Annotated in this window: 27 protein-coding genes; 18 read left to right on the top strand and 9 right to left on the bottom strand. The window is 68.8% G+C overall.

Going from position 1 to position 25690, the window contains the following annotated elements; all coding sequences use genetic code 11:
• Nucleotides 1-9 precede the first annotated feature (9 nt).
• Nucleotides 10-1005, bottom strand: a complete 996-nt coding sequence (locus AC1DY5_RS02725; RefSeq protein ID WP_478108198.1) for a sialic acid TRAP transporter substrate-binding protein SiaP — start codon at nucleotides 1003-1005, stop codon at nucleotides 10-12.
• Nucleotides 1006-1053: 48 nt separating this feature from the next.
• Entirely contained in the window at nucleotides 1054-1761 is a 708-nt protein-coding gene (locus AC1DY5_RS02720; protein WP_478108195.1) for a FadR/GntR family transcriptional regulator, read from the bottom strand.
• Nucleotides 1762-1925: 164 nt separating this feature from the next.
• Between AC1DY5_RS02720 and AC1DY5_RS02715 the strand changes: the two genes are divergently transcribed.
• The 3 genes from AC1DY5_RS02715 to AC1DY5_RS02705 are packed head-to-tail and all read left to right on the top strand — an operon-like array spanning nucleotide 1926 to nucleotide 4275.
• Nucleotides 1926-2660, top strand: a complete 735-nt coding sequence (locus AC1DY5_RS02715) for an SDR family oxidoreductase (protein ID WP_478108193.1) — start codon at nucleotides 1926-1928, stop codon at nucleotides 2658-2660.
• The gene (locus AC1DY5_RS02710) at nucleotides 2657-3403 is read left to right on the top strand and encodes an SDR family NAD(P)-dependent oxidoreductase (protein WP_478108189.1); all 747 of its coding nucleotides are present in this window, start codon (nucleotides 2657-2659) and stop codon (nucleotides 3401-3403) included. Before AC1DY5_RS02715 ends, AC1DY5_RS02710 begins: the two co-directional genes overlap by 4 nt.
• A 20-nt stretch (nucleotides 3404-3423) precedes the next feature.
• Nucleotides 3424-4275 (top strand): fumarylacetoacetate hydrolase family protein, encoded by an 852-nt coding sequence (locus tag AC1DY5_RS02705; RefSeq protein ID WP_478108188.1) that lies wholly within the window; start codon nucleotides 3424-3426, stop codon nucleotides 4273-4275.
• Between the two features lie 10 nt (nucleotides 4276-4285).
• Here AC1DY5_RS02705 and AC1DY5_RS02700 read toward each other — a convergent pair whose 3' ends face one another.
• The 6 genes from AC1DY5_RS02700 to AC1DY5_RS02675 all read right to left on the bottom strand — a co-directional run bounded on the left by AC1DY5_RS02700 (nucleotide 4286) and on the right by AC1DY5_RS02675 (nucleotide 9240).
• On the bottom strand, nucleotides 4286-5266 hold the full coding sequence (locus AC1DY5_RS02700; protein WP_478108186.1) for a tripartite tricarboxylate transporter substrate binding protein: 981 nt from the start codon (nucleotides 5264-5266) through the stop codon (nucleotides 4286-4288).
• A 61-nt stretch (nucleotides 5267-5327) separates the two neighbouring features.
• Nucleotides 5328-5687 carry a cupin domain-containing protein gene (locus tag AC1DY5_RS02695; protein ID WP_478108184.1) on the bottom strand — a complete coding sequence of 120 codons (360 nt, stop codon included), beginning with the start codon at nucleotides 5685-5687 and terminating at the stop codon, nucleotides 5328-5330.
• Nucleotides 5688-5696: 9 nt separating this feature from the next.
• A complete protein-coding gene (locus AC1DY5_RS02690; RefSeq protein WP_478108182.1) occupies nucleotides 5697-6689 on the bottom strand; it encodes a quinone oxidoreductase family protein in 993 nt (330 codons plus the stop codon).
• On the bottom strand, nucleotides 6686-7573 hold the full coding sequence (locus AC1DY5_RS02685) for a beta-keto acid cleavage family enzyme (protein ID WP_478108178.1): 888 nt from the start codon (nucleotides 7571-7573) through the stop codon (nucleotides 6686-6688). Before AC1DY5_RS02685 ends, AC1DY5_RS02690 begins: the two co-directional genes overlap by 4 nt.
• Complete coding sequence (locus AC1DY5_RS02680; RefSeq protein WP_478108176.1) at nucleotides 7570-8334, bottom strand: SDR family NAD(P)-dependent oxidoreductase; 765 nt, start codon at nucleotides 8332-8334, stop codon at nucleotides 7570-7572. Before AC1DY5_RS02680 ends, AC1DY5_RS02685 begins: the two co-directional genes overlap by 4 nt.
• Before the next feature lie 39 nt (nucleotides 8335-8373).
• Nucleotides 8374-9240: a dioxygenase family protein gene (locus tag AC1DY5_RS02675; RefSeq protein WP_478108174.1), complete on the bottom strand. Its 867-nt coding sequence runs from the start codon at nucleotides 9238-9240 to the stop codon at nucleotides 8374-8376.
• Nucleotides 9241-9376: 136 nt separating this feature from the next.
• Between AC1DY5_RS02675 and AC1DY5_RS02670 the strand changes: the two genes are divergently transcribed.
• The 15 genes from AC1DY5_RS02670 (at nucleotide 9377) to AC1DY5_RS02600 (ending at nucleotide 25349) form a co-directional block, all read left to right on the top strand.
• Nucleotides 9377-10408 carry a LacI family DNA-binding transcriptional regulator gene (locus AC1DY5_RS02670; protein ID WP_478108172.1) on the top strand — a complete coding sequence of 344 codons (1032 nt, stop codon included), beginning with the start codon at nucleotides 9377-9379 and terminating at the stop codon, nucleotides 10406-10408.
• A gap of 99 nt (nucleotides 10409-10507) precedes the next feature.
• Nucleotides 10508-11290 carry a GntR family transcriptional regulator gene (locus AC1DY5_RS02665; protein WP_478108228.1) on the top strand — a complete coding sequence of 261 codons (783 nt, stop codon included), beginning with the start codon at nucleotides 10508-10510 and terminating at the stop codon, nucleotides 11288-11290.
• A gap of 17 nt (nucleotides 11291-11307) precedes the next feature.
• Nucleotides 11308-12528: an ABC transporter substrate-binding protein gene (locus AC1DY5_RS02660; protein ID WP_478108170.1), complete on the top strand. Its 1221-nt coding sequence runs from the start codon at nucleotides 11308-11310 to the stop codon at nucleotides 12526-12528.
• Nucleotides 12529-12592: 64 nt separating this feature from the next.
• Nucleotides 12593-13465, top strand: a complete 873-nt coding sequence (locus AC1DY5_RS02655; RefSeq protein WP_478108168.1) for a branched-chain amino acid ABC transporter permease — start codon at nucleotides 12593-12595, stop codon at nucleotides 13463-13465.
• Nucleotides 13462-14442, top strand: coding sequence for a branched-chain amino acid ABC transporter permease (locus AC1DY5_RS02650; RefSeq protein WP_478108166.1), 981 nt, complete (start codon nucleotides 13462-13464; stop codon nucleotides 14440-14442). Before AC1DY5_RS02655 ends, AC1DY5_RS02650 begins: the two co-directional genes overlap by 4 nt.
• Nucleotides 14435-15202, top strand: coding sequence for an ABC transporter ATP-binding protein (locus tag AC1DY5_RS02645; RefSeq protein WP_478108164.1), 768 nt, complete (start codon nucleotides 14435-14437; stop codon nucleotides 15200-15202). The genes AC1DY5_RS02650 and AC1DY5_RS02645 overlap by 8 nt, the downstream gene beginning before the upstream one ends.
• Nucleotides 15199-15909, top strand: coding sequence for an ABC transporter ATP-binding protein (locus AC1DY5_RS02640; protein WP_478108162.1), 711 nt, complete (start codon nucleotides 15199-15201; stop codon nucleotides 15907-15909). The genes AC1DY5_RS02645 and AC1DY5_RS02640 overlap by 4 nt, the downstream gene beginning before the upstream one ends.
• 40 nt (nucleotides 15910-15949) lie before the next feature.
• Nucleotides 15950-16903: a tripartite tricarboxylate transporter substrate binding protein gene (locus AC1DY5_RS02635; RefSeq protein WP_478108160.1), complete on the top strand. Its 954-nt coding sequence runs from the start codon at nucleotides 15950-15952 to the stop codon at nucleotides 16901-16903.
• The gene (locus AC1DY5_RS02630; RefSeq protein ID WP_478108158.1) at nucleotides 16900-18189 is read left to right on the top strand and encodes a 3-isopropylmalate dehydratase large subunit; all 1290 of its coding nucleotides are present in this window, start codon (nucleotides 16900-16902) and stop codon (nucleotides 18187-18189) included. The genes AC1DY5_RS02635 and AC1DY5_RS02630 overlap by 4 nt, the downstream gene beginning before the upstream one ends.
• On the top strand, nucleotides 18186-18692 hold the full coding sequence (locus AC1DY5_RS02625) for a LeuD/DmdB family oxidoreductase small subunit (RefSeq protein ID WP_478108156.1): 507 nt from the start codon (nucleotides 18186-18188) through the stop codon (nucleotides 18690-18692). Before AC1DY5_RS02630 ends, AC1DY5_RS02625 begins: the two co-directional genes overlap by 4 nt.
• Nucleotides 18689-20389 (top strand): hydantoinase B/oxoprolinase family protein, encoded by a 1701-nt coding sequence (locus AC1DY5_RS02620; protein WP_478108154.1) that lies wholly within the window; start codon nucleotides 18689-18691, stop codon nucleotides 20387-20389. The genes AC1DY5_RS02625 and AC1DY5_RS02620 overlap by 4 nt, the downstream gene beginning before the upstream one ends.
• Nucleotides 20386-22455 carry a hydantoinase/oxoprolinase family protein gene (locus AC1DY5_RS02615; protein WP_478108152.1) on the top strand — a complete coding sequence of 690 codons (2070 nt, stop codon included), beginning with the start codon at nucleotides 20386-20388 and terminating at the stop codon, nucleotides 22453-22455. The genes AC1DY5_RS02620 and AC1DY5_RS02615 overlap by 4 nt, the downstream gene beginning before the upstream one ends.
• Nucleotides 22452-23066 (top strand): cysteine hydrolase family protein, encoded by a 615-nt coding sequence (locus AC1DY5_RS02610; RefSeq protein WP_478108150.1) that lies wholly within the window; start codon nucleotides 22452-22454, stop codon nucleotides 23064-23066. Before AC1DY5_RS02615 ends, AC1DY5_RS02610 begins: the two co-directional genes overlap by 4 nt.
• Nucleotides 23063-24496 carry an FAD-dependent oxidoreductase gene (locus tag AC1DY5_RS02605; RefSeq protein ID WP_478108148.1) on the top strand — a complete coding sequence of 478 codons (1434 nt, stop codon included), beginning with the start codon at nucleotides 23063-23065 and terminating at the stop codon, nucleotides 24494-24496. The genes AC1DY5_RS02610 and AC1DY5_RS02605 overlap by 4 nt, the downstream gene beginning before the upstream one ends.
• Nucleotides 24486-25349, top strand: coding sequence for an isocitrate lyase/PEP mutase family protein (locus AC1DY5_RS02600; RefSeq protein WP_478108144.1), 864 nt, complete (start codon nucleotides 24486-24488; stop codon nucleotides 25347-25349). Before AC1DY5_RS02605 ends, AC1DY5_RS02600 begins: the two co-directional genes overlap by 11 nt.
• 3 nt (nucleotides 25350-25352) lie before the next feature.
• On the opposite strand, the gene AC1DY5_RS02595 is transcribed toward AC1DY5_RS02600, so the two are convergent.
• Nucleotides 25353-25556, bottom strand: coding sequence for a hypothetical protein (locus AC1DY5_RS02595; protein ID WP_478108142.1), 204 nt, complete (start codon nucleotides 25554-25556; stop codon nucleotides 25353-25355).
• Nucleotides 25557-25690: the final 134 nt, after the last annotated feature.

Below are 25690 nucleotides of genomic sequence, written 5' to 3'. Positions count from 1 at the left end.
CGATGCGCCTTACTTGATCGCGAGGATGCGGTCGTAGTCCTGCTGGCGGTAGCCGTGGTCGGTCGGCTTGGTGCTCTTGAGCACCGCCTCGCGGAAGGCGTTCTTGTCGACCGTGATGACGTTGTTGCCCTTGTTCTTGAACTCCTCGGTGAGGCGGGCCTCGGAGGCGATGATCTCGCGGCCGGTCTTCTCGGCGGCCTCCTGCATCACCTCCGTGAAGATCTTCTTGTCGTCGGCCGAGAGCTTCTCCCAGGTCTGGCCCGAGACCACGGTGAGCAGCGAGTCGATGATGTGGCCGGTCAGCGAGATGTTCTTCTGCACCTCGAAGAACTTCTTGGCCTCGATCGTCGGCAGCGGATTCTCTTGCGCATCGACGGTGCCGTTCTGCAGCGCCAGGTAGACCTCGGCGAAGGCGATCGGCGTCGGGTTGGCGCCCAGCGATTTCGGGAAGGCCAGGTAGGCCGGCGCGTCGGGCACGCGGATCTTCAGGCCCTTCATGTCTTCCGGCTTCGCCACCGGCTTGGCCGCGGTCGAGGTCACCTGGCGTGCGCCGTAGTAGTTGAGCGCCGTGATGTGGTTGCCGCTCTTGTCGTCGTAGCCCTTTGCGAGTTCCTTGAAGACATCGCTCTTGCCATATTTCAGCAGGTGCTCGGAATCCCGGAAGATGAACGGGAAGTAGGTCACGGCCAGCGGCTTGTAGGTGTTGCCCGCGAAGCTCGCGCCGGTCAGGATGATGTCGACTGTGCCCAGCGTCAGGCCCTGGTTGATGTCCGACTCCTTGCCCAGGCTGGAGGCCGGGAAGACCTGGATCTCGTACTTGCCGTTGGTGCGCTTCTTGATCTCCTCGGCGGCCCAGACCGAATACTTGTGGAAGGGCTCGGAGGTCTCGTAGACGTGGGCCCATTTGAGCTTGGTCTGGGCCTGGGTGAGGCCGAAGGCGCCGAGCGCACTGGCCGCGATGGCGCAGGCGGCGAAGGTCTTGAGGGCGAAGCGTTTGCTGGTCATCGATTTGTCTCCGTTGTGGTTGGGAAAGAAAGGCTGACTTGGCGGGGATCAGGAGGCCTTCGCGCGGCGCCAGCTCGCGCTGAATCGCTGGTGCGACTTGTCCATGTGCGCGTGCATCGCGCGGCGGGCGGCGTCGGCGTCGCGGGCGGCGATAGCGTCGCGGATGGCCTCGTGCTCGGCGATCGCGCAGCGCCAGGACTTCACGTTCTCGAAGTAGCCGCCGAGCCGCGTGAAGATCGGCCCGTTGCGCGAATCCCAGAAGCCCTGCACCGTTTCCGATAGCACCACGTTGCCGCAGGCCTCGACGATCGCGAGATGGAATGCCCGGTCGCCCTCGAGCGGCATCACGTTGCGGTCGGCCATCTCGCGCATGGTCTCGATCGCGCGCGACATCGCATCGAAGTCGCGGCGCTTGCCGAGCGCGGCCGCCATTGCAGCGGTCTCGCCCTCGACCACGCGGCGCGCGCGGATGAGCTCGAGCGGGCCCCATTCGGCTGCCGCCACGGGTGCCGCGGCCCGGTGCGAGCGGTCGAGCACGTAGACGCCCGAGCCGGTGCGCACCTCGACCCAGCCCTCGACCTCGAGCGCGATCAGGGCTTCGCGCACCGAGGGCCGGCTGACGCCGAGCTGCTTGGCCAGATCGCGCTCGGCCGGCAGCCGCGCGCCGACCGCGAACTCGCCCTGCACGATCAGCGCCCGCAGCTGGTCGGCGATCTGCCGATAGAGGCGCTGGGGCTCGACAGTTTGCAGCGGCACGTGGGGCTTCGAGGGGAGGGGTTAAGGGTTGTCCTGAATTGGACAAGTGGTAAGGCCAATTCAGAATACGATCGGCACCGAAGCCGAGCCATCGGGCGWAACCCTGAAGGCGGCGCGGCTTGRCTGCATCACCATCGCCACCAGCTTCGAGAACAGGACATCCCATGAGACTCCAGGGCAAGACCGCGCTCATCACCGCGGCCGGACAGGGCATTGGCCATGCGAGCGTGCTCGCACTCGCGGCCGAGGGCGCGCAAGTGTGGGCCACCGACGTCAACGAAAAACTGCTCGAGCGCTTTACCGGCGTCGCCAACGTCAAGACCGCGAAGCTCGACGTGCTCGACAAGGGTGCCATCGCGTCGCTGGTGAAGACGCTGCCGACGCTCGACGTGCTCTTCAACTGCGCCGGCGTGGTGCACAACGGCAGCGTGCTCGACGCTGCCGACGCCGACCTCGAGTTCGCCTTCAACCTCAATGTGCGGGCCCAGTTCTGGACCATCCAGGCGGTGCTGCCGGGCATGCTCGCGGCCGGCCGCGGCAGCATCATCAACATGGCGAGCGTCTGCTCCAGCATGAAGGGCCTGCCGAACCGCTTCGTCTACGGCACCACCAAGGCGGCGGTGCTCGGGCTCACCAAGAGCGTCGCCGCCGACTACGTCACCCAGGGCATCCGCTGCAATGCGGTCTGCCCCGGCACGGTCGACACGCCCTCGCTCGGCGACCGCATCAACGCCAATGCCGACCCCGAGGAGGCGCGTCGTGCCTTCATCGCGCGGCAGCCGATGGGCCGGCTCGCGCGGGCCGAGGAGATCGCCCCGGTGGTGGTGTTCCTGGCCAGCGACGAGTCCGTCTTCGCGACCGGCCAGGCCTTCACGGTCGATGGCGGCATCATGATATGAACCAGCTCGACTTCAACGGCCGGCATGCGGTCGTCACCGGCGGCGCCACCGGGCTCGGCTTCGCCATCGCCAAGCGGCTGCTGGCCTCGGGCGGCAGTGTCACGGTGTGGGACCGCGACGGCGAGGCGGCCACCAAGGCGGCCTGGGCGCTCGGTGCCAAGGCCTACGCGCTGACGGTCGACGTCACGCAGCAGCCCTCGGTGGCCAAGGTCGTGGCGGCCACGCTGGCGCAGGCCGGGCGGATCGACGCGCTGGTCAACAGCGCCGGCATCACGGGACCCAACACGCGGCTCTGGGACTATCCGGTCGATGCCTGGCGCCAGGTCATGGAAGTCAACCTGACCGGCCTCTTCATCTGCTGCCGCGAGGTCGTTGGTCAGATGCGCAGCCAGGGCTACGGCCGCATCGTCAACATCGCCTCGGTCGCGGGCAAGGAAGGCAACCCCAACGCCAGCGCCTACAGCGCGAGCAAGGCCGGTGTGATCGCGCTGACCAAGTCGCTCGGCAAAGAACTCGCCGACACCGGCATCCGCGTCAACTGCGTGACGCCGGCCGCGGTCAAGACCGCGATCTTCGACCAGATGACGCCCGATCACATCGCGTTCATGCTGTCGAAGATCCCGGTGGGGCGTTTCGGCACGGTGGAGGAGGTGGCCGCGATGGTGGCCTGGCTTTGCACCGAAGATTGCTCTTTTTCCACCGGCGCGACCTTCGACCTCTCGGGCGGTCGCTCCACTTACTGATTCCACAAGAAAGGACTTTCATGAAACTCGTTCGCTATGGCAACCCCGGCAAGGAGAAGCCTGGGCTCATCGATGCCGACGGCAAGCTGCGCGACCTGAGCGCGGTGGTCGGCGACATCGGTCCCGACCAGCTCGGCGACGCTGCGCTGGCCAAGCTGCGCACGCTCAAGGTCGACAAGCTTCCGCTGGTGCGCGGCAAGCCGCGCTACGGCTGCCCGGTGGCCAAGGTCGGCAAGTTCATTGCCATCGGCCTCAACTACGCCGACCATGCCGCCGAATCGGGCATGCCGATCCCGAAGGAGCCGGTGGTGTTCACCAAGGCCGTCAGCTGCATCCAGGGACCGAACGACCCCGTGATGCTGCCCAAGGGCTCGGTCAAGGGCGACTGGGAGGTCGAGCTCGGCGTGGTGATCGGGACCCGCGCGCGCTGGGTCTCGCAGAAGGATGCGCTCAATTTCGTGGCGGGCTTCTGCGTCATCAACGATGTCAGCGAGCGCGAGTGGCAGCTCGAGCGCGGCCTGACCTGGGACAAGGGCAAGGGCTTCGACACCTTCGGCCCGATCGGCCCCTGGCTGGTCACGCGCGACGAAGTGCCCAACCCGCAGAAGCTCGCGATGTGGCTCGACCTCAACGGCAAGCGCGTGCAGACCGGCAGCACCAAGACGATGATCTTCAACGTCGCCAAGCTGGTGAGCTATGTGAGCCAGCTCAACACGCTGGAGCCGGGCGACATCATCACCACCGGCACCCCGCCGGGCGTCGGCATGGGCATGAAGCCGGAGCCGGTGTTCTTGAAAAAGGGCGACGTGATGACGCTCGGCATCGAGGGCCTCGGCGAGCAGCGCCAGGAAGTGGTGCCCTTCAAGCTCTGAGGGCGGCGCCTCAGTCGACCTTGATTCCGGCCGCCCGGACCACCTGCTGGGCCTTGGCGGTCTCGTCGGCCAGGAACTTGTCGAACTCCGCCGACGGCATAGTGAAGGGCTCGGCGCCGAGCTTGTCGAGCCGCTCCTTCAGGTCGGGTGCCGTCATGATCTTCGCCACCTCGGCCTGCAGCCGGTCGACCACTGGCTTCGGCGTCTTGGCCGGCGCGAACAGGCCGACCCAGAACAGGTACTCGGAGCCCGGCACGCCGGCCTCGACCGTGGTCGGCACCTGCGGCATCACCGACGAGCGCTTGGCCGTACCGACCGCCAGCGCCTTCAGGCGCCCGTCCTTGATCAGCGGCAGCGCCGACACCATCGGCGCGAAGAACCAGTCGACCCGTCCACCCATCACTTCGGTCATCGCTTCCGGCGTGCCGCGGAAGGGCACGTGCTGGGCCTGCAGGCCGGCGGCGAGGCGGAACACCTCGGCGTTCATGTGGGTCGCCGATCCATTGCCCGCCGAGGCGTAGTTGAAGCTGCCGGGCTTGGCCTTGACTTGCGCGACCAGGTCCTTGACGTCGGCGAAGCGATTGGGAGGGGCGACCAGCACGTTGGGCAGGCTGGCCAGCGGCGTGACGCCGGCGAAGTCCTTCAGCGTGTCGTACGAGAGGCCCGGATAGATCGACGGGTTCACCAGGTGCCCCGCCGAATGGACCAGCAGCGTGTAGCCATCGGGCGCCGCCTTGGCGACCTGGGCCGCGCCGAGCGTGCCGCCGGCGCCGGGCTTGTTGTCGATGATGACGCTGGTGCCGAGCGCGGGCCCGAGCCGCTCGGCCACCAGCCGGGCCACGATGTCGGTGCCGCTGCCGGCCGTGAAGGGCACCACCATCCGGATCGTCTGGCCGCGCGGCCAGTCGCCCTGGGCCCGGGCGGCCGGGAAGGCGCACAGGGCCATGGCAGCGGCCAGCAACTGGCGGCGGGCGAGGAAGAATGTCGTCATATTGTTGTCTCGGTTGGAATCGTGTGGATGAGGAAGAACGACGAAAGGGATCGATGCCCGTTCAGCCCGGCGGTGGGGCGTTGGCCATGACCAGCGCCACCAGCACCGGGCGTTGGCTGCGGTTCAGCAACTGCCGCTTCTCGCCGGGCGCGAAGCGGCAGCTGTCGTAGGGGCCGAGCTCCTGCTCTTCTTGCCGGCCATCGAACTCGGAGACCACGGTCAGGCGGCCCTCGAGCACGAGGTAGAGCTTCTCGATCGGGGAGCCGTCGAGCGTGGTGTGGCCGCCCGGCAGGATCTGGCTCATCCCCATCCACATCTGCGTCGACGGCCCGGCCTCCTTGCCCTGCAGCCGCAGGCAGCGCATGTCGAAATGGTTCGGCGCCTCGTAGGCCGGCGCCTGGTCGAATCGGGTCAGGTGCATGGCGTCTCCTCAAGGCCGCAGCACGACGCGGTCGGTGCTGCCCGAGAGCACCAGCCGGTAGGCTTCGAGTGCCTGGTCGAGCGTGAAGGCGCGCGCCACCGGGAAGGGCTTCAGCGTCCCGCGCTCGAAGCCTTCGCGCATCGCGTCGAGTTGGGCGGTGGCCGCGATGCAGTCCAGCGCCAGCGAATCGACGCCGACATAGGTGTGCATGCCACGGTAGAAGGCGAAAATGTCGAAGGGCACCGCGCGGTCCTGGGTCGAGATCAGGATCTGCGTCGCGCCCTTGCCCATCCCCTTGTTAGCGGCCTCGAAGTAGGCGCTGCCTACCGTGTTGTAGGCGATGTCGACGCCGCGCCCGTCCGTGAGCTCGCGCACCCGCGCCGCGATGTCGCCCTGGGTGGCGTCGACCACCTCGACCGGCGCGCTCGCGAAGCCCTCGAACGGGCCCGGGCGCCGCTGCACCGCGATCACGCGCGCGCCGGCCTGGGCCGCCAGCTGCACCGCCGCCTGGCCGACCTTGCCGTTGGCGCCGAGCACCAGCACGGTCTGTCCGGGCTGCGGCATGCCGCTGCGTCGGAAGCCTTCGTAGGCCGTGACGAAGGGCACGCCGACCGCACCCGCCTCGTCCATCGAGATGCTGAGCGGCCGGTCGCGCAGCGCAGCCACCGGCAGCACCAGGAAGCGCGCATGCGAGCCGTCGCGCGTGATGCCGATGTCGCCACCGGAGCCGTAGACCTCGCGCCCGATCCAGTCGTTCGGGCCGTCGACCACCACGCCGGCGAAGTCGCGTCCGGGCGTGCGCGGCCACGCGGCTTGCGGCATCAGGCCGAGGGCCGCCTTGACGTCGCTTGGATTGACCGCCGCGGCGCCGACCCGCACCACCGCGAAGCCGGGCTTGGCGACCGGCTCGGGCTGCGGCGTGGCTTCGAGCTGCAGTCCGGCCAGGTCGGCGGCCTTGTCGGCGAGCCTCAAGGCGCGGGCGCTCACAGTCGCGACGCTCATGCCCGGCCCCCTTCCAGTCCCAGCATCGCACGCGCCTCGCGCGCCGAGGCCACCTCGCCGCCGAGGCCCTCGATGATGGCCCTGGCCTTGGCGACCAGCTGCGCGTTGCTCTCGGCCAGCACGCCCTTCTCGAGGTAGATGTTGTCTTCCATGYCGACCCGCACATGGCCGCCCAGCAGCCAGGCCTGGGCGACGATCGGGAACTCCATGCGGCCGATACCGAAGGCGCTCCAGAAGGCGCCGCGCGGCAGCATGTCGCGCGCATACAGCACGGTCTGCGGCGTCGGCATGAAGCCGTACTTGACGCCCAGCACCAGGGTCCACATGGCGGGGCCTTCGAGCGTGCCGTCGGCGATCAGGTCGAGCGCCATGTGGATGTCGCCGGAGTCGAAGATCTCGAGCTCGGGCTTGACGCCCGCTTCGCGGATCACGCGGGCCATGCGGCGCACGTTCTTTGGCGTGTTGATGACCACGTCGGGCCCCGAGTTCATCGTGTTGAGGTCCAGCGAGCAGACGTCGGGCCGGATCAGCGCGATGTGCTCGACCCGCTTCTCGGGCGCCAGCAGCGTGCTGCCCGGCGCGGCGACCCTCGGGTCGTCCTCGCTAGGGATGAAGCGGCCGCCCGGGCCGGTGGTCAGGTTGATGATCAGCTCGCGATTCCGTCGGCGGATGCGGTCGACGACGTCGCGGTAGAGCTCGACCTGCATCGACGGCTTGCCGCTCTCGGGGTCGCGCACATGGATGTGGACCTGGCCGGCTCCGGCCTCGGCCGCGGCCAGGCATTCGTCGGCGATCTGCGCCGGCGTGATCGGCAGGTGCGGCGTCTGCTCGGGCTTCACGAGATTGCCCGTGACGGCGCAGGTGATGAGCGTCTTGGTGTTCACAGGTGCCGCCCCCCATCGACCACGATGCGGGTGCCGGTGACGAAGCGCAGCGTGGTCGCCAGCGCTTCCACTGTGGCGGCGACGTCCTCGGGCTGGCCGATGCGGCCGAGCGGCGTGGTGGCGGCCATCTTGTCGGCGAATTCGGCGCCGCGACCGGGAACGAAGCCCGATTCGACGGCGCCCGGCGACACCGAGACCACGCGCACCGCCGGTGCCAGGGCCTTGGCGWGCGCATCGCCGACGACGTCGAGGCCGGCCTKGGCCGCGACATAGGCCAGGTTGCTGCCGACGCCGGTGAAGCCGGCGATCGACGAGACGTTGACCACCAGGCTGTCGCCGCTGGCCTTGAGCATCGGCGCGAAGGCGCGGATGGTCGCGAACACGCCGCGAAAGTTGGCGCGCAGCAGATCGTCGATCAGTTCGTCGGTTAGCGCGTCGAGGTCGGCGGCGGGCACCGGCCGCGTGTGGCCGGCGCTGTTGACCAGGATGTCGCATCGGCCGTAGGTTGCCTGCACCTCGGCGGCGGCCCGCTGCAGGCTGGGGGTGTCGACGATGTCGGCGCGCAGGGCCGAATGGCGCTGGCCACCGCTGCCGGGCAGGGCCGCGGCGCGGGCGTCGGCGTCCTCGGCCTTGCGATGCAGCAGCACGCAGCTGGCGCCGAGGGCGGCGAGCCGGCGCGCTGTCGCGTAGCCGATGGCGCCGAGGCCGCCGGTGATGACGGCGACCTTGCCGTCCAGTCGGGATGTGGGATCAAAGCTCATGAGATTTCCAAAGGTGAGGACGCATCGATCGGTGCGTGTTCAGGGAATCGGTGCGCGCGGGAACTTCATTTCCCCGTGCTCCAGCACGAAGTCGTACTGCAGCGTCGCGTTCTGGCCGCCGTGCTGCGGCTCGAAGCGGCCGATGAGCCGGCGCGTCACGCCGAAGACCGGATCGCTTTCGAGGTTCTCGTCGTCGTCCGCGAAGACTTGCGTGACGAGCACCTTGTGGCCCGGCTTGCTGACCATGAAGTGCAGGTGCGCGGGCCGGTTGGGATGCCGAAGCTGGGCCCGCAGTAAGTCGCCGCAGGGGCCGTCGGTCGGCACCGGGTAGCCGGCCGGGCGCACGGTGYGGAAGTGGAAGCGGCCCTCGACATCGGTCTTGAAGCGGCCGCGCAGATTCATGTCTTCCTGTTCCGGGTCCTGGTTCTCGTAGAGCCCGACGGGCGAAGCCTGCCAGACGTCGATGGTCGCGTCGGCCACCGGCCGGCACTTGTCGTCCCGCACCGTGCCGGCGACCTCGAGCGGAATGCCCTGCGTTTCAGAGCGCGCGATGGTTTCGCCGCAGTCGCAGATCGGCGCATTCGCGCGCCAGAACGGGCCCAGCAGCGCGGCCGGCGATTCGCCCTGCGGGTCCTGGTTGTTGAGCAGCGCCACCAGGGTCGACACGCCCAGCAGGTCGGCCGCCAGCACCACCTCGTTCTTGGTCTCGCCGCTGGCCTGGCCAATCGCGACCAGGAATTCGAGCGCGCGCTCGAACTCGTCCTCAGTCAACTCGACCTCACGCACGAAGGCGTGCAGGTGGCGAGTCAGGGCGGCCATCACGCTGCGAAGGCGCGGGTCGGGCGTGCGCTCCATCGCCTGGACGGCGATCTGCAGCACGGATTCGGGTGTGGTGACGAGGTTCATGGTGGTCATCGGCCTTTATGCAAACGTTTGCAGATTATTCCTCGATTCCGCCAGAAAGTAAAATCGCTATATCCACAGTTTCATCGTGGGAAAATGCCCGTATCGCCAGGTTTGAAGTATTAAATCGTTTGCACCAATGAACCCCCGGCACTCGTCCACGGTCACCATCCGCGATGTCGCGCAGGCCGCCGGCGTGCACGTCTCCACGGTCTCGCGCGCGCTCAATCCCGACAAGCGGGGCCTGATCAGCGCCGAGGTGTTGAAGGTGGTCGAGGAGGCGGCGCGCAAGCTCGGCTACCGGCCCAATCGCGCGGCCTCGGCGCTGCGCACCGGGCGCACCCACACAATCGGCGTGTTGGTGCCCGACATCACCAACCCGGTCTTCCCGCCGATCCTCCAGGGCATCGAGGCCAGCGCGGCGGCGCGCGGCTACTTCGTCTTCGTGACCAATGTCGTGGACCCGGCACTGGCGCGCCCGATCGTCGAGCGCATGCTGGCGCAGCGGGTCGACGGGCTGGTGCTCGCGATCGCCACGCGCGACGATCCGCTGGTCGACTACATCGCCAAGGCCGGCATGCAGGCGGTGCTGGTCAACCGTGCCGACGAGAGCGGGCGCCTGCCGGCGGTGGTCAGCGACGACCGGCTGGCGATGAAGCTGGCGGTCGACCACCTGGTGTCGCTGGGCCACCGCCGCATCGCCCACCTGGCCGGCCCGCAGAACGTGCCGACCGGCGTCGGCCGTCGCCAGGGCGTCGAGCAGGCGCTGCGCGACCGCGGGCTCGAGCTGGCCTGCGTCGAGGAGTGCGAAGGCTACAGCCGCGAGGCGGGCCGGGCCGCGATGCAGAAGCTGCTCGAAGGCCACGCGCGCCCGCAGGCCGTGGTCTGCTGCAACGACCTCGTGGCCCTTGGCGCTTACGACGTGCTGCGCCGGCACGGCATCCGGGTGCCACAGGACATTTCGATCACCGGCCACAACGACATGCCGCTGGTCGACATGGTCAATCCGCCGCTCACCACGATCCGGCTGCCGCACCGCGAACTCGGCTGGCGCGCGGCCGAGATGCTGTTCGACGGCATCGAGGGGAGGGCGTTGTCGAGCTTCACGGTGGTGCTGCGGCCCGAGTTGGTGGTGCGCGATTCGACGCGGGCTATCGCCGGCGAGCCCTGAGCGAGGTCGGGCAGGACCGACGGGACAAGCTTCGATTCGTCTTCAAATGTCCCATTGACAGAACAATGGAAGTGCTTAACCATCGCGGGCATGTCGCAGATGCCATTGCCGAAGTACCACCAGATCTATCTGGTGCTGCGCGAGCAGCTCGAGGAAGGGTGCTTCGCCGACGGCGTGCCAGGCGAACTGGCGCTGATGGAGCAGTTCGGCGTTGCGCGGGTCACGGTCCGGCGGGCCCTCGGCCAGTTGTCGTCCGAGGGCCTGATCTCGCGCAACCCCGGCCGCCGCACGCGTCCGATTGCGCCGGCGCCTAGCGCCGAGTCGCGCGCGGGTGACGGCATGGCCCGCGCCAACCTGCGCGGCCTGCTCGAGAACCTGGTGACGATGGGCCTGCACACCTCGGTCAAGGTGATCGACGTGGCGACGATCCCGGCCTCCATGCTGGTCGCCGAGGCGCTGCAGCTCCAGCTCGGCGACGCGGTGCAGAAGGCGGTGCGCGTGCGCTCGACGCGCGAAGGTCCGCTGTCGCACATCACGACCTACGTGCCGAACGACATCGCGCGCAAGTTCGGTCGCCGCGAACTTGCGAAGAAGCCGATCCTGGTGCTGCTCGAGGAATCGGGCGTCAAAGTCGGCCGCGCGCACCAGACCATTTCGGCGCGGCTGGCAGACAACGTGCTTGCAGAGCATCTGGAAGTCTCAGTGGGCTCGGCCCTGCTGGCCGTGCGCCGCCTCATCTACGACGAAGCCGAACGCCCGGTGCAGTGGCTGCATGGCTTCTACCGCCCCGATCGCTACACCTACGAGATGCAACTGTCGAGAGTCGGCAGCATCGACGCCAAGGTGTGGGTCAGCAAAGACGTGTCAGCCCAGTTCAACTGAAGAAAAAGGAAAGCCCCATGCCAAACCGCCTCGATCGCCAGGACCGCCGCCGCTTCATGTCGCACTCCGCTGCCATGGCCTCGGCCATCGCCTTCCCGCTGGTGGCCGGTGCCCAGCCCAAGCCGATCAAGGTCGGCGTGCTGCATCCGGTGACCGGTGCGCTCGCCTACTCGGGCCAGCAGTGCCGCCTCGGTGCGCTGATGGCGATCGAGGACATCAACAAGGCCGGTGGCATCAAGTCGCTGGGCGGCGCCAAGATCGAGGCGCTGCTCGGCGACGCGCAGTCGCAGCCGCAGGCCGGCGCCGCCGAGGTCGAGAAGATGAACGAGGCCGGCGTCTCGGCGATCGTCGGCGCCTTCGCGTCGGCGATCTGTCTGGCCACCACGCAGGCCGCCGCCAAGTACAACCTGCCGCACGTGGTCGACGTCGGGGTGGCCGACCAGATCGTCGAGCGCGGGCTCAAGAACACCTTCCGCTTCGGTCCGGGCTACAAGAAGTCGACCGAGGTCGCGATGGCCAACCTGCTGGTGCTCAACAAGGCCGCGGGCAACCCGGCCAAGACCGTGATGATCATCCACGAGGAGTCGCTGTTCGGCGCCGGCACCGCGGCGCTGCTGGCGCGCGAGCTGCCGGGCTACGGCTTCGAGGTCAAGGAAGTGGTGAAGCACGCCAACCCGACGCGCGACTTCAACAACATCGTGCTGCGCATGAAGTCGCTTAGCCCCGATATCGTGATCCCGGCCAACTACTACAACGAGTACGCGCTGCTGGTGCGCACCATGCAGCAGCAGAAGGTGCGGCCGAAGGCGATCTTCTCGGTGCTGGGCGGTGCGGCGTCGAGCTACAAGTTCGTCAAGGAATTCCCGGAAGCGGCGAACGGCATCATCGACTGCAACCACTGGTTCAACCCGAAGGACAAGCGCTCGCAGGAGCTGCGCAAGCGGGTCGAGGCGCAGGGCCAGTTCTTCAGCTACGAGGTCTTCATGACCTACACCGCGATGGGCCTGCTGGCCGATGCGCTGGAGCGTGCCAAGTCGAGCGAGCGCGCCGCCATCATCGATGGGCTCGAGAAGAGCACGTTCTCGAATCACATCATGCCGTACGGCCCGACCAAGTTCGTCAACGGCCAGAACGAAGGCGCACAGCCGCTGATGACGCAGGTGGTCAAGAACGACATCAAGGTGATCATCCCGCGCGAGTTCCGCGAGGTCGAGCCGATGTTCCCGCTGAACGCCTGACCTGGCGAGCACGCCGCCCGGCCGCGCCTCGCGGTGCGGGTGGCCTCCCCTCCGACACCGCATCATGTTCGACCCCAGCATCCTCTTCTCATCGGTCCTGAACGGCCTGACGACCGGCGCGGTCTATGCCCTGATCGCGCTCGGACTGACGCTGATCTACGGCGTGCTGCACATCATCAACTTCGCGCACGGCGCCTCGCTGATGCTGGCTCTCTATGCGGTCTACTTCCTCAAGGAGCGCTGGGGCATCGACCCCTACCTGGCGCTGCCGATCGTGATCCCCGGCATGTTCGCGCTCGGCTACGGCCTGCAGCGCATCGTGATCAACCGCGCAGGACACGGCAAGGACGAGAACATCCTGCTGGTCACGCTCGGCATCGCGATCGTGATGGAGAATCTGGCGCTGCTGTTCTTCAAGTCGGACACGCGCAACATTGACACCGCCTACGCGCTCAGCACGGTCGCCATCGGTCCCGCGATGATCGCGGTGCCCAAGCTGGTGGCCTTCGCCGGTGCGCTGGTGGTGTCGGCGCTGCTGTTCTGGATCATGGGCCGAACCGACCTGGGCCGCGCGATTCGCGCGGTCGCGAAGGAGAAGGAGGGCGCCAAGCTCATGGGCATCGACGTCGACCATGTCTATGCGATGAGCTTCGGCATCGGCCTGGCCTGCCTTGGCGCGGCCGCCTGCTTCCTGCTGCCGGCCTACTACGTCAATCCGCAGGTCGGCGGCGGCTTCGTGCTGGTGGCCTTCACGATCGTGGTGCTGGGCGGCATGGGCAGCTTCGTCGGTGCGCTGATCGGCGGCTTCCTGGTCGGTGTGGTGGAGTCGCTCGGTGGCCTCTATCTCGGCGAGTCGCTGGGGCAGATCGGCATCTTCGCGATCTTCATTGGGGTCGTGTTGTTTCGGCCGCAAGGCATGTTTGGAGCGAAAGCATGAGCGGTCCGCGTCAACTGGGCGGCATCGCGCTGTTCACCTTTCTGGTGGCTTGCGTGCCGCTCGTCAGTTCTTCGGGTGCGACCCTMAACTTCGTGATGATGGCGCTCTATGCGACCCTGATCGCACAGGCCTGGAACATCCTCGGTGGCTTTGGCGGCCAGTTCTCTTTCGGCCACGCGCTGTTCTTCGGCACCGGTGCCTATGTCCAGGCGATCGCGCAGCTGCAGGGCGGCATCAATGCCTGGGTCGCGCTCGGGCTGGCGGTCGTCGGTGCCGCGGTCGTAGGCCTGTTCATCGGCGCGTTGAGCTTCCGCTACGGCCTCAAGGGCTCGTACTTCGCCCTGGTCACGCTGGCCTTCGCCGAGGTCTTCCGCATCGTCGCGCTGTCGGTTCCGTTCACAGGGGGTGGCGTCGGGCTGATGCTGCCCTTGCGCGAGGCGCCGTCGAACCTGCAGTTCGCCTCGCGCGCCGGCTACCTGTGGGTGGTGCTGGCCTTCGTCACGGCCGCGCTGCTGGTCAGCTGGTGGCTGCGCAACGGCCGCTTCGGCGCCTGGCTGCAGGCGGTGCGCGACAACGAGGATGCGGCGCGCGCCGTGGGCGTGAATCCGTTCCGCGTCAAGCTCGGCGCGATCGGCATCTCGGCCGCCTTCATGGGCGCGGCCGGCGCCTTCTATGTGCAGGTTTTCCAGTACATCGATCCGGGCATCGCCTATGGCCCGGGGACCTCGGTCGAGGCGCTGGTCGCGGCCATCGTCGGCGGTGTCGGCACGCTGTGGGGGCCGGTGCTGGGGGCGGTGGTGCTGCACGTGCTGGCCGACCTGACACGCAACCTGTTCGGCGAACTGCCCGGCATCAACATGGTGATCTACGGCACGGTGCTGGTGCTGATCGTGATCTTCCTGCCGCGCGGCATCGCGGGCATGGGGCTGTCGGTGCGACGACTGTGGGCGCAGGCGAAGGGAGGCCATCGTGGCTGAGGCGCTGCTGGTCCTCAATGGCATCTCGCGCTCCTTCGGTGGCCTGAAGGCGGTGCAGGACGTGAGCCTGTCGGTGGCCGAAGGCAGCCTGACGGCGTTGATCGGCCCCAACGGCGCCGGCAAGACCACGCTGTTCGCGCTGATGTCGGGCTTCCTGAAGCCCGATGCCGGCACGGTGCGCTTCGCGGGCCAGGACATCACGGGCCGCGAGCCGCATCGCAACGCCTTGCTCGGCATGACGCGCACCTTCCAGATCGTCAAGCCCTTCGCGGCCCAGACCGTGCGCGAGAACATCGCGGTCGGCGTCCACCTGCACGAGCGCGGCCGTGGCGCGGCGCTGCGGCGCGCCGACGAGGTGGCGCAGCGCGTGGGCCTGGCGGCGCAACTCGACAAGCCGGCCTCGGACCTCACGGTCGCCGGCCGCAAGCGGCTCGAACTGGCGCGCGCGCTCGCCACCCAGCCGCGCCTGCTGCTGCTCGACGAAGTGCTCGCCGGCCTCAACCCGCAGGAGATCGCCGAGATGATGCCGGTGGTGCGCGGCATCGCCGACGGCGGCGTCACGGTGCTGATGATCGAGCACGTGATGCAGGCCGTGATGAACCTGGCCGAACACGTCTGGGTGCTGGCCCAGGGCCAGCTGATCGCTGAGGGAAGTCCGGCGCAGGTGACATCGAACGACAAGGTGGTCGAGGCGTACCTGGGCCACGGCACCGCGGCGCGGCTGCGCAAGGCGGCTGCGGCGAAAGGAGTCGCTGCATGACTGCGTTGCTGGAAATCCAGGGCCTGCGCGGCGGCTACGGCCGCGTCGAGGTGCTGCGCGGCGTCGACTTGCAGGTCAACGCCGGAGAGATGGTCGCGCTGCTCGGCAGCAACGGCGCCGGCAAGTCGACCTTGAACAAGATGGTCTGCGGCCTCTGCCCGGCCTGGGGCGGCAGCGTGCGCTTCGACGGCAGGGACCTGAGCGGCGCCCACTACCGCGAGGTCGTCAAGGCCGGCCTGATCCAGGTGCCCGAAGGCCGCAAGGTGTTTCCGAACCTAAGCGTGCTCGAGAACCTCGAACTCGGCTCCTTCACGCGGGCCCGCGAGCGTCGGGCCGCGAATCTGGAAAAGGTGTTCGGCATCTTCCCGCGGCTGCGCGAGCGCATCCGGCAGCACGCCGGCACCATGAGCGGCGGCGAGCAGCAGATGCTGGCCATCGGCCGCGGTCTCATGGCCGAGCCGGTGCTGCTGATCCTCGACGAGCCTTCGCTGGGCCTGTCGCCGCTTCTGGTCGAGGAGATGTTCACGCTGATCCGGCAACTGCGCGACGGCGGCCTCGCGGTGCTGCTGGTCGAGCAGAACGTTGGCCAGTCGCTCGAGATCGCCGATCGCGCCTACGTGCTGGAGAACGGCAGCGTGCGCTTCTCGGGCGCGCCGGAAGAATTGCTCGGCAGCGACGAACTGCGCCGCGCCTACCTCGGTCTTTGACCCGTGCGAGGCCAAGGACGAACATGACAAGGAGACACCCATGAAACGCAGAGACATCCTCATCGCATCCATCACCACGCTGGCCGGTGCCGCCCAGGCCCAGGTCGGCAACGCGCCGGTGCGCATCCTGGTCGGTGCGCCGGCTGGCGGCTCGACCGACACCATCGCCCGCACGCTGGCAGCCGGCATGGGCCCGGTGCTGGGCCGCACGGTGATCGTCGAGAACCGGCCCGGCGCCGGCGGCAACATCGCCGCCGATGCGGTCGCCAAGGCCGCGCCCGACGGCAACACGCTGCTGATGAGCTTCACCAGCCATGCGATCAACGCGACGCTCTATCCGACCTTGCCCTTCGATCCGGTGAAGGACTTCACGGCGCTGACCTGTGTCGCGACCTCGCCGTCGATCCTGGTCGCTCATCCGTCGGTACCGGCCAACAACGTGCGCGAACTGATCGCACTGGCCAAGGCCAAGCCGGGCCAGCTCAACTTCGCGATCGGTGCGCTGGGCTCCTCGCTGCACATGGCGGGCGAGGCCTTCAAGATGCAGTCTGGCGTGTACATCGTCAACATCCCGTACCGCGGCACCGCGCCGGCGGTGCAGGACGTGCTCGCGGGCCAGGTGCAGCTGATGTTCGCGGCGGTCGGCAACGTGCAGCAGCACATCAAGGCCGGCAAGCTCAAGGCGCTCGGCGTGACCTCGGCCAGGCGGCTGCCGGAGTTTCCCGACCTGCCGGCCATTGCCGAGACCTTGCCAGGCTACGAATCGAGCGCCTGGTTCGGACTGTTCGGGCCGGCGCACATGCCGCCCGAGGTCACGCGCCGCATCGCCGACGCCGCGCGCCAGACCATCGGCGAGCCGGCGATGCGCAAGCGCTTCGACAGCGAGGGTGTGATCCCGGTCGGCAACACGCCGGAGCAGTTCGCCCCCTTCGTCCAGAGCGAGATCAAGCGCTGGGCCCAGGTGGTCAAGTATTCGGGGGCGAGGCCGGAATGAACGCGCCGACGACCCCCCGCCATGCCGCACCGCAGACGCTGGCGCAGAAGCTGATCGCCCGCGCTTGCGGCCGCGAGGCCGTCGCGGTCGGCGAGATCGTGACCTGCAAGGTCGACCTGGCGATGTTCCACGACTCCTCGGGTCCGCGCCGGCTGCAGCCGATGCTCGAAGAACTCGGCGCCCGGATCTGGGACCGATCGCGCATCGTGCTGGTGATGGACCACTACGTGCCCGAGCGCGACGACGACTCGCGCCGCATCGTGCGCATCGCGCGCGACTGGGCGCGCGACCAGCAGCTGCCGCATGTCTACGACAGCCAGGGCATCTGCCACGTGGTGGTGCCGCAGCACGGCCACATCCGGCCCGGCATGCTGTGCGTCGGCGGCGATTCGCATTCGCCGACCGGTGGCGCCTTCGGGGCCTACATGTTCGGCATCGGCAGCACCGAGATGCTCGGCGTGGTGGTCAGCGGCGAGATCTGGCTGCGCGTGCCCGAGACGATCCAGATGTGGTGGGACGGCCGGCTGCCCGCGGGTGTCACGGCCAAGGACATGATGCTGCACATGCTGGCGCGCTTCGGCATGAATGGCGGGCGCTACCAGGCGGTGGAGTTTTGCGGGCCGGCGGTGCAGGCGCTGTCGATGCAGGAGCGCATGACGCTGTCGAACATGAGCGCGGAACTCGGCGCGCAAGCCGGGCTGATCGCGCCCGATGCGACCACCTCCGCCTTCCTGGCCGAAGCCGGTGCGCCGGCGATCGACACGGCACCGTGGTTCACCGACGAGGGCGCCGGTCTCACGCGCCATCGCTTCGATGCCTCGCAGCTCGAACCCTACGTCGCGGCGCCGCACAGCCCGGCCAACGCGCACGGCGTGAGCCGGTATCTCGGCACGGCCATCGACGTCGCCTACATCGGCGCCTGCACCGGCGCCAAGCTCGACGACCTGCGCGCCGCCGCCGAGGTGCTGCGCGGCCACAAGGTGGCGATTGGCGTGCGCCTCATCGTCGCGCCGGCCAGTTTGCAGGACCAGGAGCGGGCCCGCGACGAAGGCGTGCTGCAGGCGCTGCTCGACGCCGGCGCCGAGCTGTTCCCGACCGCCTGCGGCGCCTGCTCGGGCTATGGCGACCCGATGGGCGACGACATCACCGTGATCTCGACCACCGCGCGCAACTTCAAGGGCCGGATGGGCTCGCCGACGGCGCAGGTCTACCTGGGCTCGCCCTACACGGTCGCGGCGGCCGCGCTGCGCGGCTGCGTGACCGACCCGCGCGAGGTGCTGCAATGAGTGGCGCGGCGACACACCGGGTCTGGCGTCTCGGCGCCGACATCGATACCGACGCACTGGCACCCGGCCACGCGATGAAGCACGRCATCGACATCATCGCCCGGCATTGCCTCGAAGCCGTGCGGCCCGAGTTCGCCCGCGAGGTGCGCGCCGGCGACGTGATTGTGGCCGGGCCCAACTTCGGCATCGGTTCCTCGCGCGAGCAGGCCGCGGCCGTGCTGGTGCAGCTCGGCGTGGCCGCGGTGATCGCGCCGTCGTACGGCGGGCTCTATTTCCGCAACGCATTCAACCTCGGCCTGCTGCTGCTGACCTGCGAGCAAGCCGAAACGCTGAAGGACGGCGAACGCATCGTGCTGGACGTGGCTCGCCCCTCGCTGACCGCCCCCGGCGGGCGGACCTTGACCTGCGAACCCGTGCCCGATTTCCTGATGGACATGGTCCGCGCGGGCGGCCTCATGAAGCAGCTCCGGCAGCGCTTCGCCAAAGAAAGAACCGAACCATGAACGAATCACCGATCCCCTCGATGGACCCGGTCACGCTGGCCGTGCTGCGCGGCCGCCTCGAGCAGGTGGCCGACGAGATGGACGCGACGCTCTACCGCAGCGCCTTCAATCCGATCATCGCCGAGGCCCATGACGCCTGCCACGGCCTCTATGACGCAGCCAGCGGCGACACGCTGGTGCAGGGCAAGTCGGGCCTGCCAGTGTTTGTCGGCGCGATGGCCTTCGCGGTGCGTGCCACCGCGGCCGCCGCGGCCCCGCGCGGTGGCATGAAGGACGGCGACATCTGGATCAGCAACGACCCCTACGACGGCGGCACCCACGCCAACGACTTCAAGCTGGTGCGGCCCTTCTTCCGCGACGGCCGGCTGTACTGCTACATGGCCTCGGCCGCGCATTGGCACGACGTCGGCGGCGCGGTGCCCGGCAACTACAACCCGGCCGCCACCGAGTGCTGGCAGGAGGCGGTGCAGATCCCGCCGGTGCGCATCGTGCGCGACGGCGTGCTCGACCCCGACGTGCTGGCCATCCTGCGCGCCAACACGCGGCTGCCCGAGAGCCTGTGGGGCGACCTCAACGGCCAGCTCGCCGCGCTCGAGCTCGGCGCGAAGCGGCTGCACGGCCTGCTCGACGAATATGGCGATGCGCTGGTGCTGCAGGCGATGGGCGAACTGCGCAGCCGCGCGCTGCGCCTGATGCGCTCGCACATCGCCTCGCTGCCCGACGGCCGCTACAGCTTCGAGGACGTGCTGGACAACGACGGCATCGTCAACGAGCCGCTGACCATCGCGCTCGACATGACGGTGGCGGGCGACCGCCTGCTGCTGGACTTCTCGCGCACCTCGCCGCAATGCGCGGGGCCGGTGAACATCTCGCGCGCCACCGCGATCGCGGCCTGCTACGTGGCGCTCAAGCATGTCTTCCCCGACGTGCCGGCGAATGCCGGCGTGCTCGACGCGGTCGACTTCCTGATCCCCGATAAGCTGGTGATCAGCGCCGAGCGCCCGCGGCCCGTCGGCGGCTACACCGAGACCATCCTGCGCATGATCGACGTGATTTTCAGCGCCACCGCGCAGGCCGATCCGACGCGCGCCGTGGCGCAGGCCTATGGCACCATCAACGCTCTGTCGATCGCGGGCCACCGCAGCGACGGCCCGCGCAAGGGCCAGCGCTGGGTCATGTTCAGCTTCTTCGGGGGCGGCCACGGCGGCCATTCGGGCGGCGACGGGCTCTCGCATGCCAACGCGCCGATCTCGACCGCGACGATTCCGCCGCTGGAGATCCTCGAGGCCGCCTATCCGGTTCGCTTCACCGAATGGTCGTTGCGCCCCGGCTCCGGCGGCGACGGCCAGTTCCGCGGCGGGCTCGGCGCCGTCTACGAGATCGAGTTGCTCGAGAAGGATGCCGAGGTCTTCGTCTTCGGCGAACGCGGCAGCTCGCCGCCGAAGGGCATCGCGGGCGGCGGCCCGGGTGCCGTCAACGTCTTCAGCTACGAGAACGACGGCGCCTGGCACACACCGCCGATGGTGTCGAAGATGCATGGCATCCGGCTGGCGCAGGGCGAGCGCGTGCGGCTCGAGACGCCGGGCGGCGGCGGCTGGGGCGCGCCTGACAAGCGCAGCAGCGAGAAGCGTGGCCAAGATCGGGCCATGGGTTATGTGAACAACGGCGAAGCAACCGACGAGAAGGCCGCGCGATGACCGCAGAGAACACAATCAAGCCGGCAGGCCGACTGGTCGTCGGCGTCGACGTCGGCGGCACCTTCACCGACCTCTTCGTGCTCGACGAGGCCGCGGGCACGGCGCGCATCGTCAAGGTGCCGTCGACGCGCGGCGAGGAAGCGCGCGGCTTCATGAACGGCGTTGCGCGCGTGGCCGATTCGGCAGCGGCCATCGCGACCATCGTGCACGGCACCACGGTCGGCACCAACGCGCTGCTCGAGCGCAAGGTGGCACGCACCGGCATCCTCACCACGCGCGGCTTCCGCGACGTGCTCGAGATGCGCCGGCGCGACCGGCCCGAGACCTGGGGCCTGCGCGGCAGCTTCGTGCCGGTGGTGCCGCGCGACCTGCGGCGCGAGGTCGACGAGCGCGTGCTCGCCGACGGCACGCTGCACACGCCGGTCGATCTCGACCAGGTGCGCGCCGAAACACGGGCGCTGCTCGAGGCCGGCTGCGAGGCGGTCTGCGTGTTCTTCATCAACACCTATGCCAACCCCGAGAACGAACGGCTGGCGGTCGCCGCGGTGCGCGCGCTGTGGCCGAACGCGTACGTCACCTCGGCCTGCGAGGTGCTGCCCGAGATCCGCGAATTCGAGCGCTGCTCGACCGCGACGCTCAACGCTGCACTCCAGCCGGTGGTCGGCAGCTACCTCGAACGCCTCGAATCGGACCTGCGTCTGCAGGGCTTCGACGGCGAGTTGCTGGTGGTGCAGAGCAACGGCGGCGTGATGTCGCGCCAGACCGCGAGCGACCTGCCGGTGCGCACCGCGCTGTCGGGCCCGGCGGCCGGCGTGATCGCCTGTGCGACCATCGCGCGGGCGGCGGGCTTCCCGAACGCGATCACCGGCGACATGGGCGGTACGTCCTTCGACGTCTCGCTGGTCGCCAACGGCGAGGCCGCGCTGGCGGCGCAGACCGCGATCGAATTCGGCATGGTGATCCGCTCGCCGATGATCCAGATCGAGACCATCGGTGCCGGCGGCGGCTCGATCGCCTCGGTCGATGCCAGCGGCATGCTGCAGGTCGGCCCCGAGTCGGCCGGCAGCATCCCCGGGCCGGCCTGCTACGGCCGCGGCAACATGCGCCCGACCGTGACCGATGCCAACGTGCTGCTCGGCCGCATCGCCGCCGACCGGCCGCTGGGCGGTGGCCTGCTGGCGGCGCTCGATGCCGACAAGTCGTTCCAGGCGATCGACGCGCATGTCGCCCAGCCGCTGGGGCTCGACGTGTACCAGGCGGCCGAGGCGATCCTCACGGTCGCCAACGCACGCATGGCCGGCGCGATCCGACTGGTGTCGATCGAGCGCGGGCATGATCCGCGCCGCTTCGCCTACATGCCCTTCGGCGGCGGCGGTGCGCTGCATGTCTGCGCGATGATGCGCGAGGTCGGCGTCGCCATCGGCATCGTGCCGCGCTACCCCGGCGTGACCTCGGCGCTCGGCTGCGTGATCGCCGACATGCGGCACGACGCGGTGCAGACCCTCAACCGTCCGCTCGACGAGCTCGATGTGGCACAACTGCGGCAGCGCATCGCCGAACTCGCCGAGTCCTGCCAGCATCGGCTCGATTCCTCGGGCGTGCGCTTCGACGAGGTGCGCGAGGTCATTGCGCTCGACATGCTCTATGCGGGACAGACCCACACGCTGCCGGTGGAACTGCCTGCCGGCAGCGCCGGGCAGCTGACTCACAGCGTCATCCGCGCGGCCTTCGAAACCAGCTACGGCGCCGCCTTCGGCCGCGTGCTCGACGGCATCGGCATCCGCGTGATGAACCTGCGCTATGCGCGCATCGGCGTGCGGCCGAAGTTCGACCTCGCGGTGCTGGCGCCCGAAGGCGAGGGGAGCATCGCGCCGCTGGGCACGCAACGCGTGTTCCATGACGGCCAGTGGCGCGAGGCGCAGCGCTTTGCGCGGCTCGACCTGCCGGTTGGCGCGCGCGTCGACGGGCCGGCGATCCTCGAACAGGCCGACACCACCGTGTGGCTCGAACCCGGCTTCCATGCCGAGGTCGATGCGCACGGCAACCTGCTCGTGAGGCCGTCGTGAGCGGCGCGGCACCGATCCGCGGGTCGACCACTGCGCTCGTGGTGATCGACCTGCAGAACGACTTCCTCGATCCGAAGGGCGCCTATGCGCGCGGCGGCGACAGCAACCCGCCCGCGCTTGCCCTGCCGGACCGCGTTGCGACCGTCGCACGGGTGCTCAAGGCGGCCGGCGGCATGGTCGCCGCGAGCCAGTTCACGCTGTGGCCCGACGCGGCCGGCGAGCCGATGGTTTCGCCGCACCTGAAGGCGCTCCGCCCGTACCTCAAGAAGGGCGACTTCGCCCCCGGCAGCTGGGGCCAGGCCAACGTCGACGCACTGGCCGGACTGGTCGACGTCGTGGTCTGCAAGGTCGCCTATTCGGCCTTCTTCAACACCCAGCTCGACTGGTTGCTGCGCCGCGCCGGCATCGACACCGTGGCCGTGTGCGGCATCGTCACCAATGGCGGCGTGGCCAGCACGGTGCGCGACGCGCACATGCGCGACTACCGCACGCTGGTGCTGGCCGACGGCTGCGCGGCTTTCGGCGAAGAGCGGCACCGGACTTCGCTGGCCGACATGCGCAACGTGGCCGAGGTGACGGACTGCGCGGACTTCGTGCAGTTGCTGGCATGACGAACCAGGCCGAAGGCCCGCTGCGCCGCATCCGCCGTGCCGCGCGGATCGAGGCCGAGATGCACGTCGGCGTGGCGATCGTCGGCGCCGGCGCCTGCGGACTCACCGCGGCGCTGATGCTGCACGACGCGGGCATCGAATGCGTGGTGCTCGAGCGCGATGCCGTGCCGAGCGGATCGACCGCGTTGTCCTCGGGCTTCATCCCCGCGCCCGGCACGCGCGCGCAACGCGCGCAAGGCATCGATGGCGACAGTCCCGCGCGCTTCGCAGCCGATATCCAGGCCAAGGCCCATGGCCGCGCCGCGCCGGCATTGGTGCAGGCGTACGCCGAGGCCGTCGGGCCGGCGCTCGATGCCCTGCAAGCCAGGCATGGCCTGGACTGGATCGTGCTCGACGGCTTCCTGTATCCGGGCCACAGCGTTCACCGGATGCACGCCTTGCCGCAGAAGACCGGCGCGGCGCTGATGGCCAGCCTGCAGTCCGCGGTGGAGGCCGTGGGCATCCCGGTGCTGACGCAGGCACTGGTCGACACGCTGTGGCTCGACGATGCCGACCGCGCGATCGGCGTCGGCTACCGCCGACCCGATGGCCGCGAGGAGACACTGGCCTGCGATGCGCTGCTGCTGGCCTGCAATGGTTTCGGCGGCAATGCGGCGATGGTGCGCACGCTGCTTCCGGAAATGTCTGATGCGGCCTTCGGTGGACATACAGGCAACGACGGCAGTGCGATCCTCTGGGGCGAGGCCCTCGGCGCGCGGCTGCGCGATCTCGGCGGCTATCAAGGGCACGGCTCCTGGGTCACGCCGCAGGGCGCGCTGATGTCCTGGGCTGTGATGATGGAAGGCGGCGTGCAGATCAACCGCGAGGGCCGGCGCTTCCATGACGAGACGCAGGGCTATTCCGAAGCGGCCGTGCATGTGCTGGCGCAGCCGGGCGGCATCGCGTGGAACGTGTTCGATGCGCCGTTGCTGAATCTGGCGCGCGGCTTTCCCGATTTCGTCGAGGCCGAAGCCGCCGGTGCCCTCAGGCGCTGCGAGACGATCGACGAGCTTGCGGCATGCATCGGCTGCGAAGCGGCGACCTTGCGGTCCACGCTCGAAGCGATGCAAGCCGGCGGCTCAGCGGGCGTCGATGGCCGTGTGTTCAGGCGCGCGCTGGCCGCGCCGTATTTTGCGGTGAAGGTCACGGGCGCGCTGTTCCACACGCAAGGTGGCCTCGACATCACCGCAGATGCGCGCGTGCTGCGGCAGGAAGGCACGCCGCTGCCCAACCTGCTGGCGGCGGGCGGCGCCGCGGGCGGCGTGTCGGGCGACGCGGTCTGGGGCTATCTGTCGGGCAACGGGTTGCTCAGCGCAGTGGCCGGCGGCTACATCGCGGCGCGCACTGCGGCCGCACTGGTCAATGAACGGAAGGCATCCAATGGTCGATGAATCATTCAAGTCGCGTCTCGCGCGAAGCGACATCGTGCTGGCGCCGGGAGTCTACGATGCACTCAGCGCGCTGGTGGCCGAGCAGGCCGGCTTTGAGGCGCTGTACCTGTCGGGGGCTTCGATCGCCTACACGCGGCTCGGGCGCTCCGACGTCGGGCTCACCACCTTCAGCGAGGTCGAAGACACGCTGGCGCGCATCACCGAGCGTGTCGCGCTGCCGGTAATCGTCGATGCCGATACCGGCTTCGGCAATGCGCTCAACACCCAGCGCACTGTGCGCGGTTTCGAGCGCGCGGGCGCCGCGATGATCCAGATCGAGGACCAGGGCTTTCCGAAGCGTTGCGGCCATCTCGACGGCAAGACCGTGGTGCCGCAGCGCGAGATGGTCGGTAAGCTGAAAGCGGCGCTCGACGCACGGGCCTCGGCCGATACGCTGATCCTGGCGCGCACCGATGCGGTCGCGGTCGAAGGACTCGACGCGGCGCTCGACCGCGCGGAAGCTTACCTGGCGATCGGCGTCGATGCGCTGTTCGTCGAGGCGCTGCGTTCGCCCGAGCAGATGGATTCGGCCTGCCGGCGCTTCGCGCACCGCGTGCCGCTGCTCGCGAACATGGTCGAGGGCGGCAAGACGCCGGTGCAGGACGCGGATGCGCTGCAGGCGCACGGCTTCCGCATCGCGATCTTCCCGGGCGGCACGGCGCGCGCGGTGGTGCATACGCTGCAGGGCTACTACGCGAGCCTGCATGCGAACCGCACAACGCTGCCTTGGCGCGATCGGATGCTCGACTTCGACGGGCTCAATGAAGTGATCGGTACGCCGGAGTTGATGGCAGCGGGGCAGCGCTACGAGTGAGCCTTAGAGGCCCATCAGGTCCTGCAAGGTGCGGGGATCGCGATGCTGACGATGACCGTAGGGATTGCGGACAAGGAAGTTGCTCGTTCTTACCAACTCATCGATGAAGGCGTCACCCATGCGGATGTGCTCTTGGCCGTACCACGTGTAAGCCTCCGACGCCTCGAGCTGCGCCCAAGGCGTGAAGTTGACCAGAATTTGCGTCAAGCCCCCCTTTAGGGGAATGGCACTTACTTTAGCTGTTGGGCCATCAGTGCGGGACGTAAGTGCTTGATGGCAAAGAGAGGTGGCTGACCCAGGATCGATAGGATGGTTGTTACCAAGCAATCAAACCATCTTTC

Source organism: Variovorax sp. P4_D9 (genome assembly GCF_056401695.1).
The sequence above is the reverse complement of the archived record's forward strand: the minus strand, read 5'-3'. Positions and strand labels throughout refer to the sequence as shown.

Excerpts from the sequence above, each read along its gene's own strand:
- AC1DY5_RS02660 (WP_478108170.1), top strand. The coding sequence starts at position 11,308 with ATGCCAAACCGCCTCGATCGCCAGGACCGCCGCCGCTTCATGTCGCAC.
- AC1DY5_RS02695 (WP_478108184.1), bottom strand. The coding sequence starts at position 5,687 with ATGCACCTGACCCGATTCGACCAGGCGCCGGCCTACGAGGCGCCGAAC.
- AC1DY5_RS02605 (WP_478108148.1), top strand. The coding sequence starts at position 23,063 with ATGACGAACCAGGCCGAAGGCCCGCTGCGCCGCATCCGCCGTGCCGCG.
- AC1DY5_RS02635 (WP_478108160.1), top strand. The coding sequence starts at position 15,950 with ATGAAACGCAGAGACATCCTCATCGCATCCATCACCACGCTGGCCGGT.
- AC1DY5_RS02630 (WP_478108158.1), top strand. The coding sequence starts at position 16,900 with ATGAACGCGCCGACGACCCCCCGCCATGCCGCACCGCAGACGCTGGCG.
- AC1DY5_RS02690 (WP_478108182.1), bottom strand. The coding sequence starts at position 6,689 with ATGAGCGTCGCGACTGTGAGCGCCCGCGCCTTGAGGCTCGCCGACAAG.
- AC1DY5_RS02615 (WP_478108152.1), top strand. The coding sequence starts at position 20,386 with ATGACCGCAGAGAACACAATCAAGCCGGCAGGCCGACTGGTCGTCGGC.
- AC1DY5_RS02715 (WP_478108193.1), top strand. The coding sequence starts at position 1,926 with ATGAGACTCCAGGGCAAGACCGCGCTCATCACCGCGGCCGGACAGGGC.
- AC1DY5_RS02620 (WP_478108154.1), top strand. The coding sequence starts at position 18,689 with ATGAACGAATCACCGATCCCCTCGATGGACCCGGTCACGCTGGCCGTG.
- AC1DY5_RS02670 (WP_478108172.1), top strand. The coding sequence starts at position 9,377 with ATGAACCCCCGGCACTCGTCCACGGTCACCATCCGCGATGTCGCGCAG.
- AC1DY5_RS02640 (WP_478108162.1), top strand. The coding sequence starts at position 15,199 with ATGACTGCGTTGCTGGAAATCCAGGGCCTGCGCGGCGGCTACGGCCGC.
- AC1DY5_RS02655 (WP_478108168.1), top strand. The coding sequence starts at position 12,593 with ATGTTCGACCCCAGCATCCTCTTCTCATCGGTCCTGAACGGCCTGACG.
- AC1DY5_RS02725 (WP_478108198.1), bottom strand. The coding sequence starts at position 1,005 with ATGACCAGCAAACGCTTCGCCCTCAAGACCTTCGCCGCCTGCGCCATC.
- AC1DY5_RS02600 (WP_478108144.1), top strand. The coding sequence starts at position 24,486 with ATGGTCGATGAATCATTCAAGTCGCGTCTCGCGCGAAGCGACATCGTG.
- AC1DY5_RS02665 (WP_478108228.1), top strand. The coding sequence starts at position 10,508 with ATGCCATTGCCGAAGTACCACCAGATCTATCTGGTGCTGCGCGAGCAG.
- AC1DY5_RS02710 (WP_478108189.1), top strand. The coding sequence starts at position 2,657 with ATGAACCAGCTCGACTTCAACGGCCGGCATGCGGTCGTCACCGGCGGC.
- AC1DY5_RS02705 (WP_478108188.1), top strand. The coding sequence starts at position 3,424 with ATGAAACTCGTTCGCTATGGCAACCCCGGCAAGGAGAAGCCTGGGCTC.
- AC1DY5_RS02700 (WP_478108186.1), bottom strand. The coding sequence starts at position 5,266 with ATGACGACATTCTTCCTCGCCCGCCGCCAGTTGCTGGCCGCTGCCATG.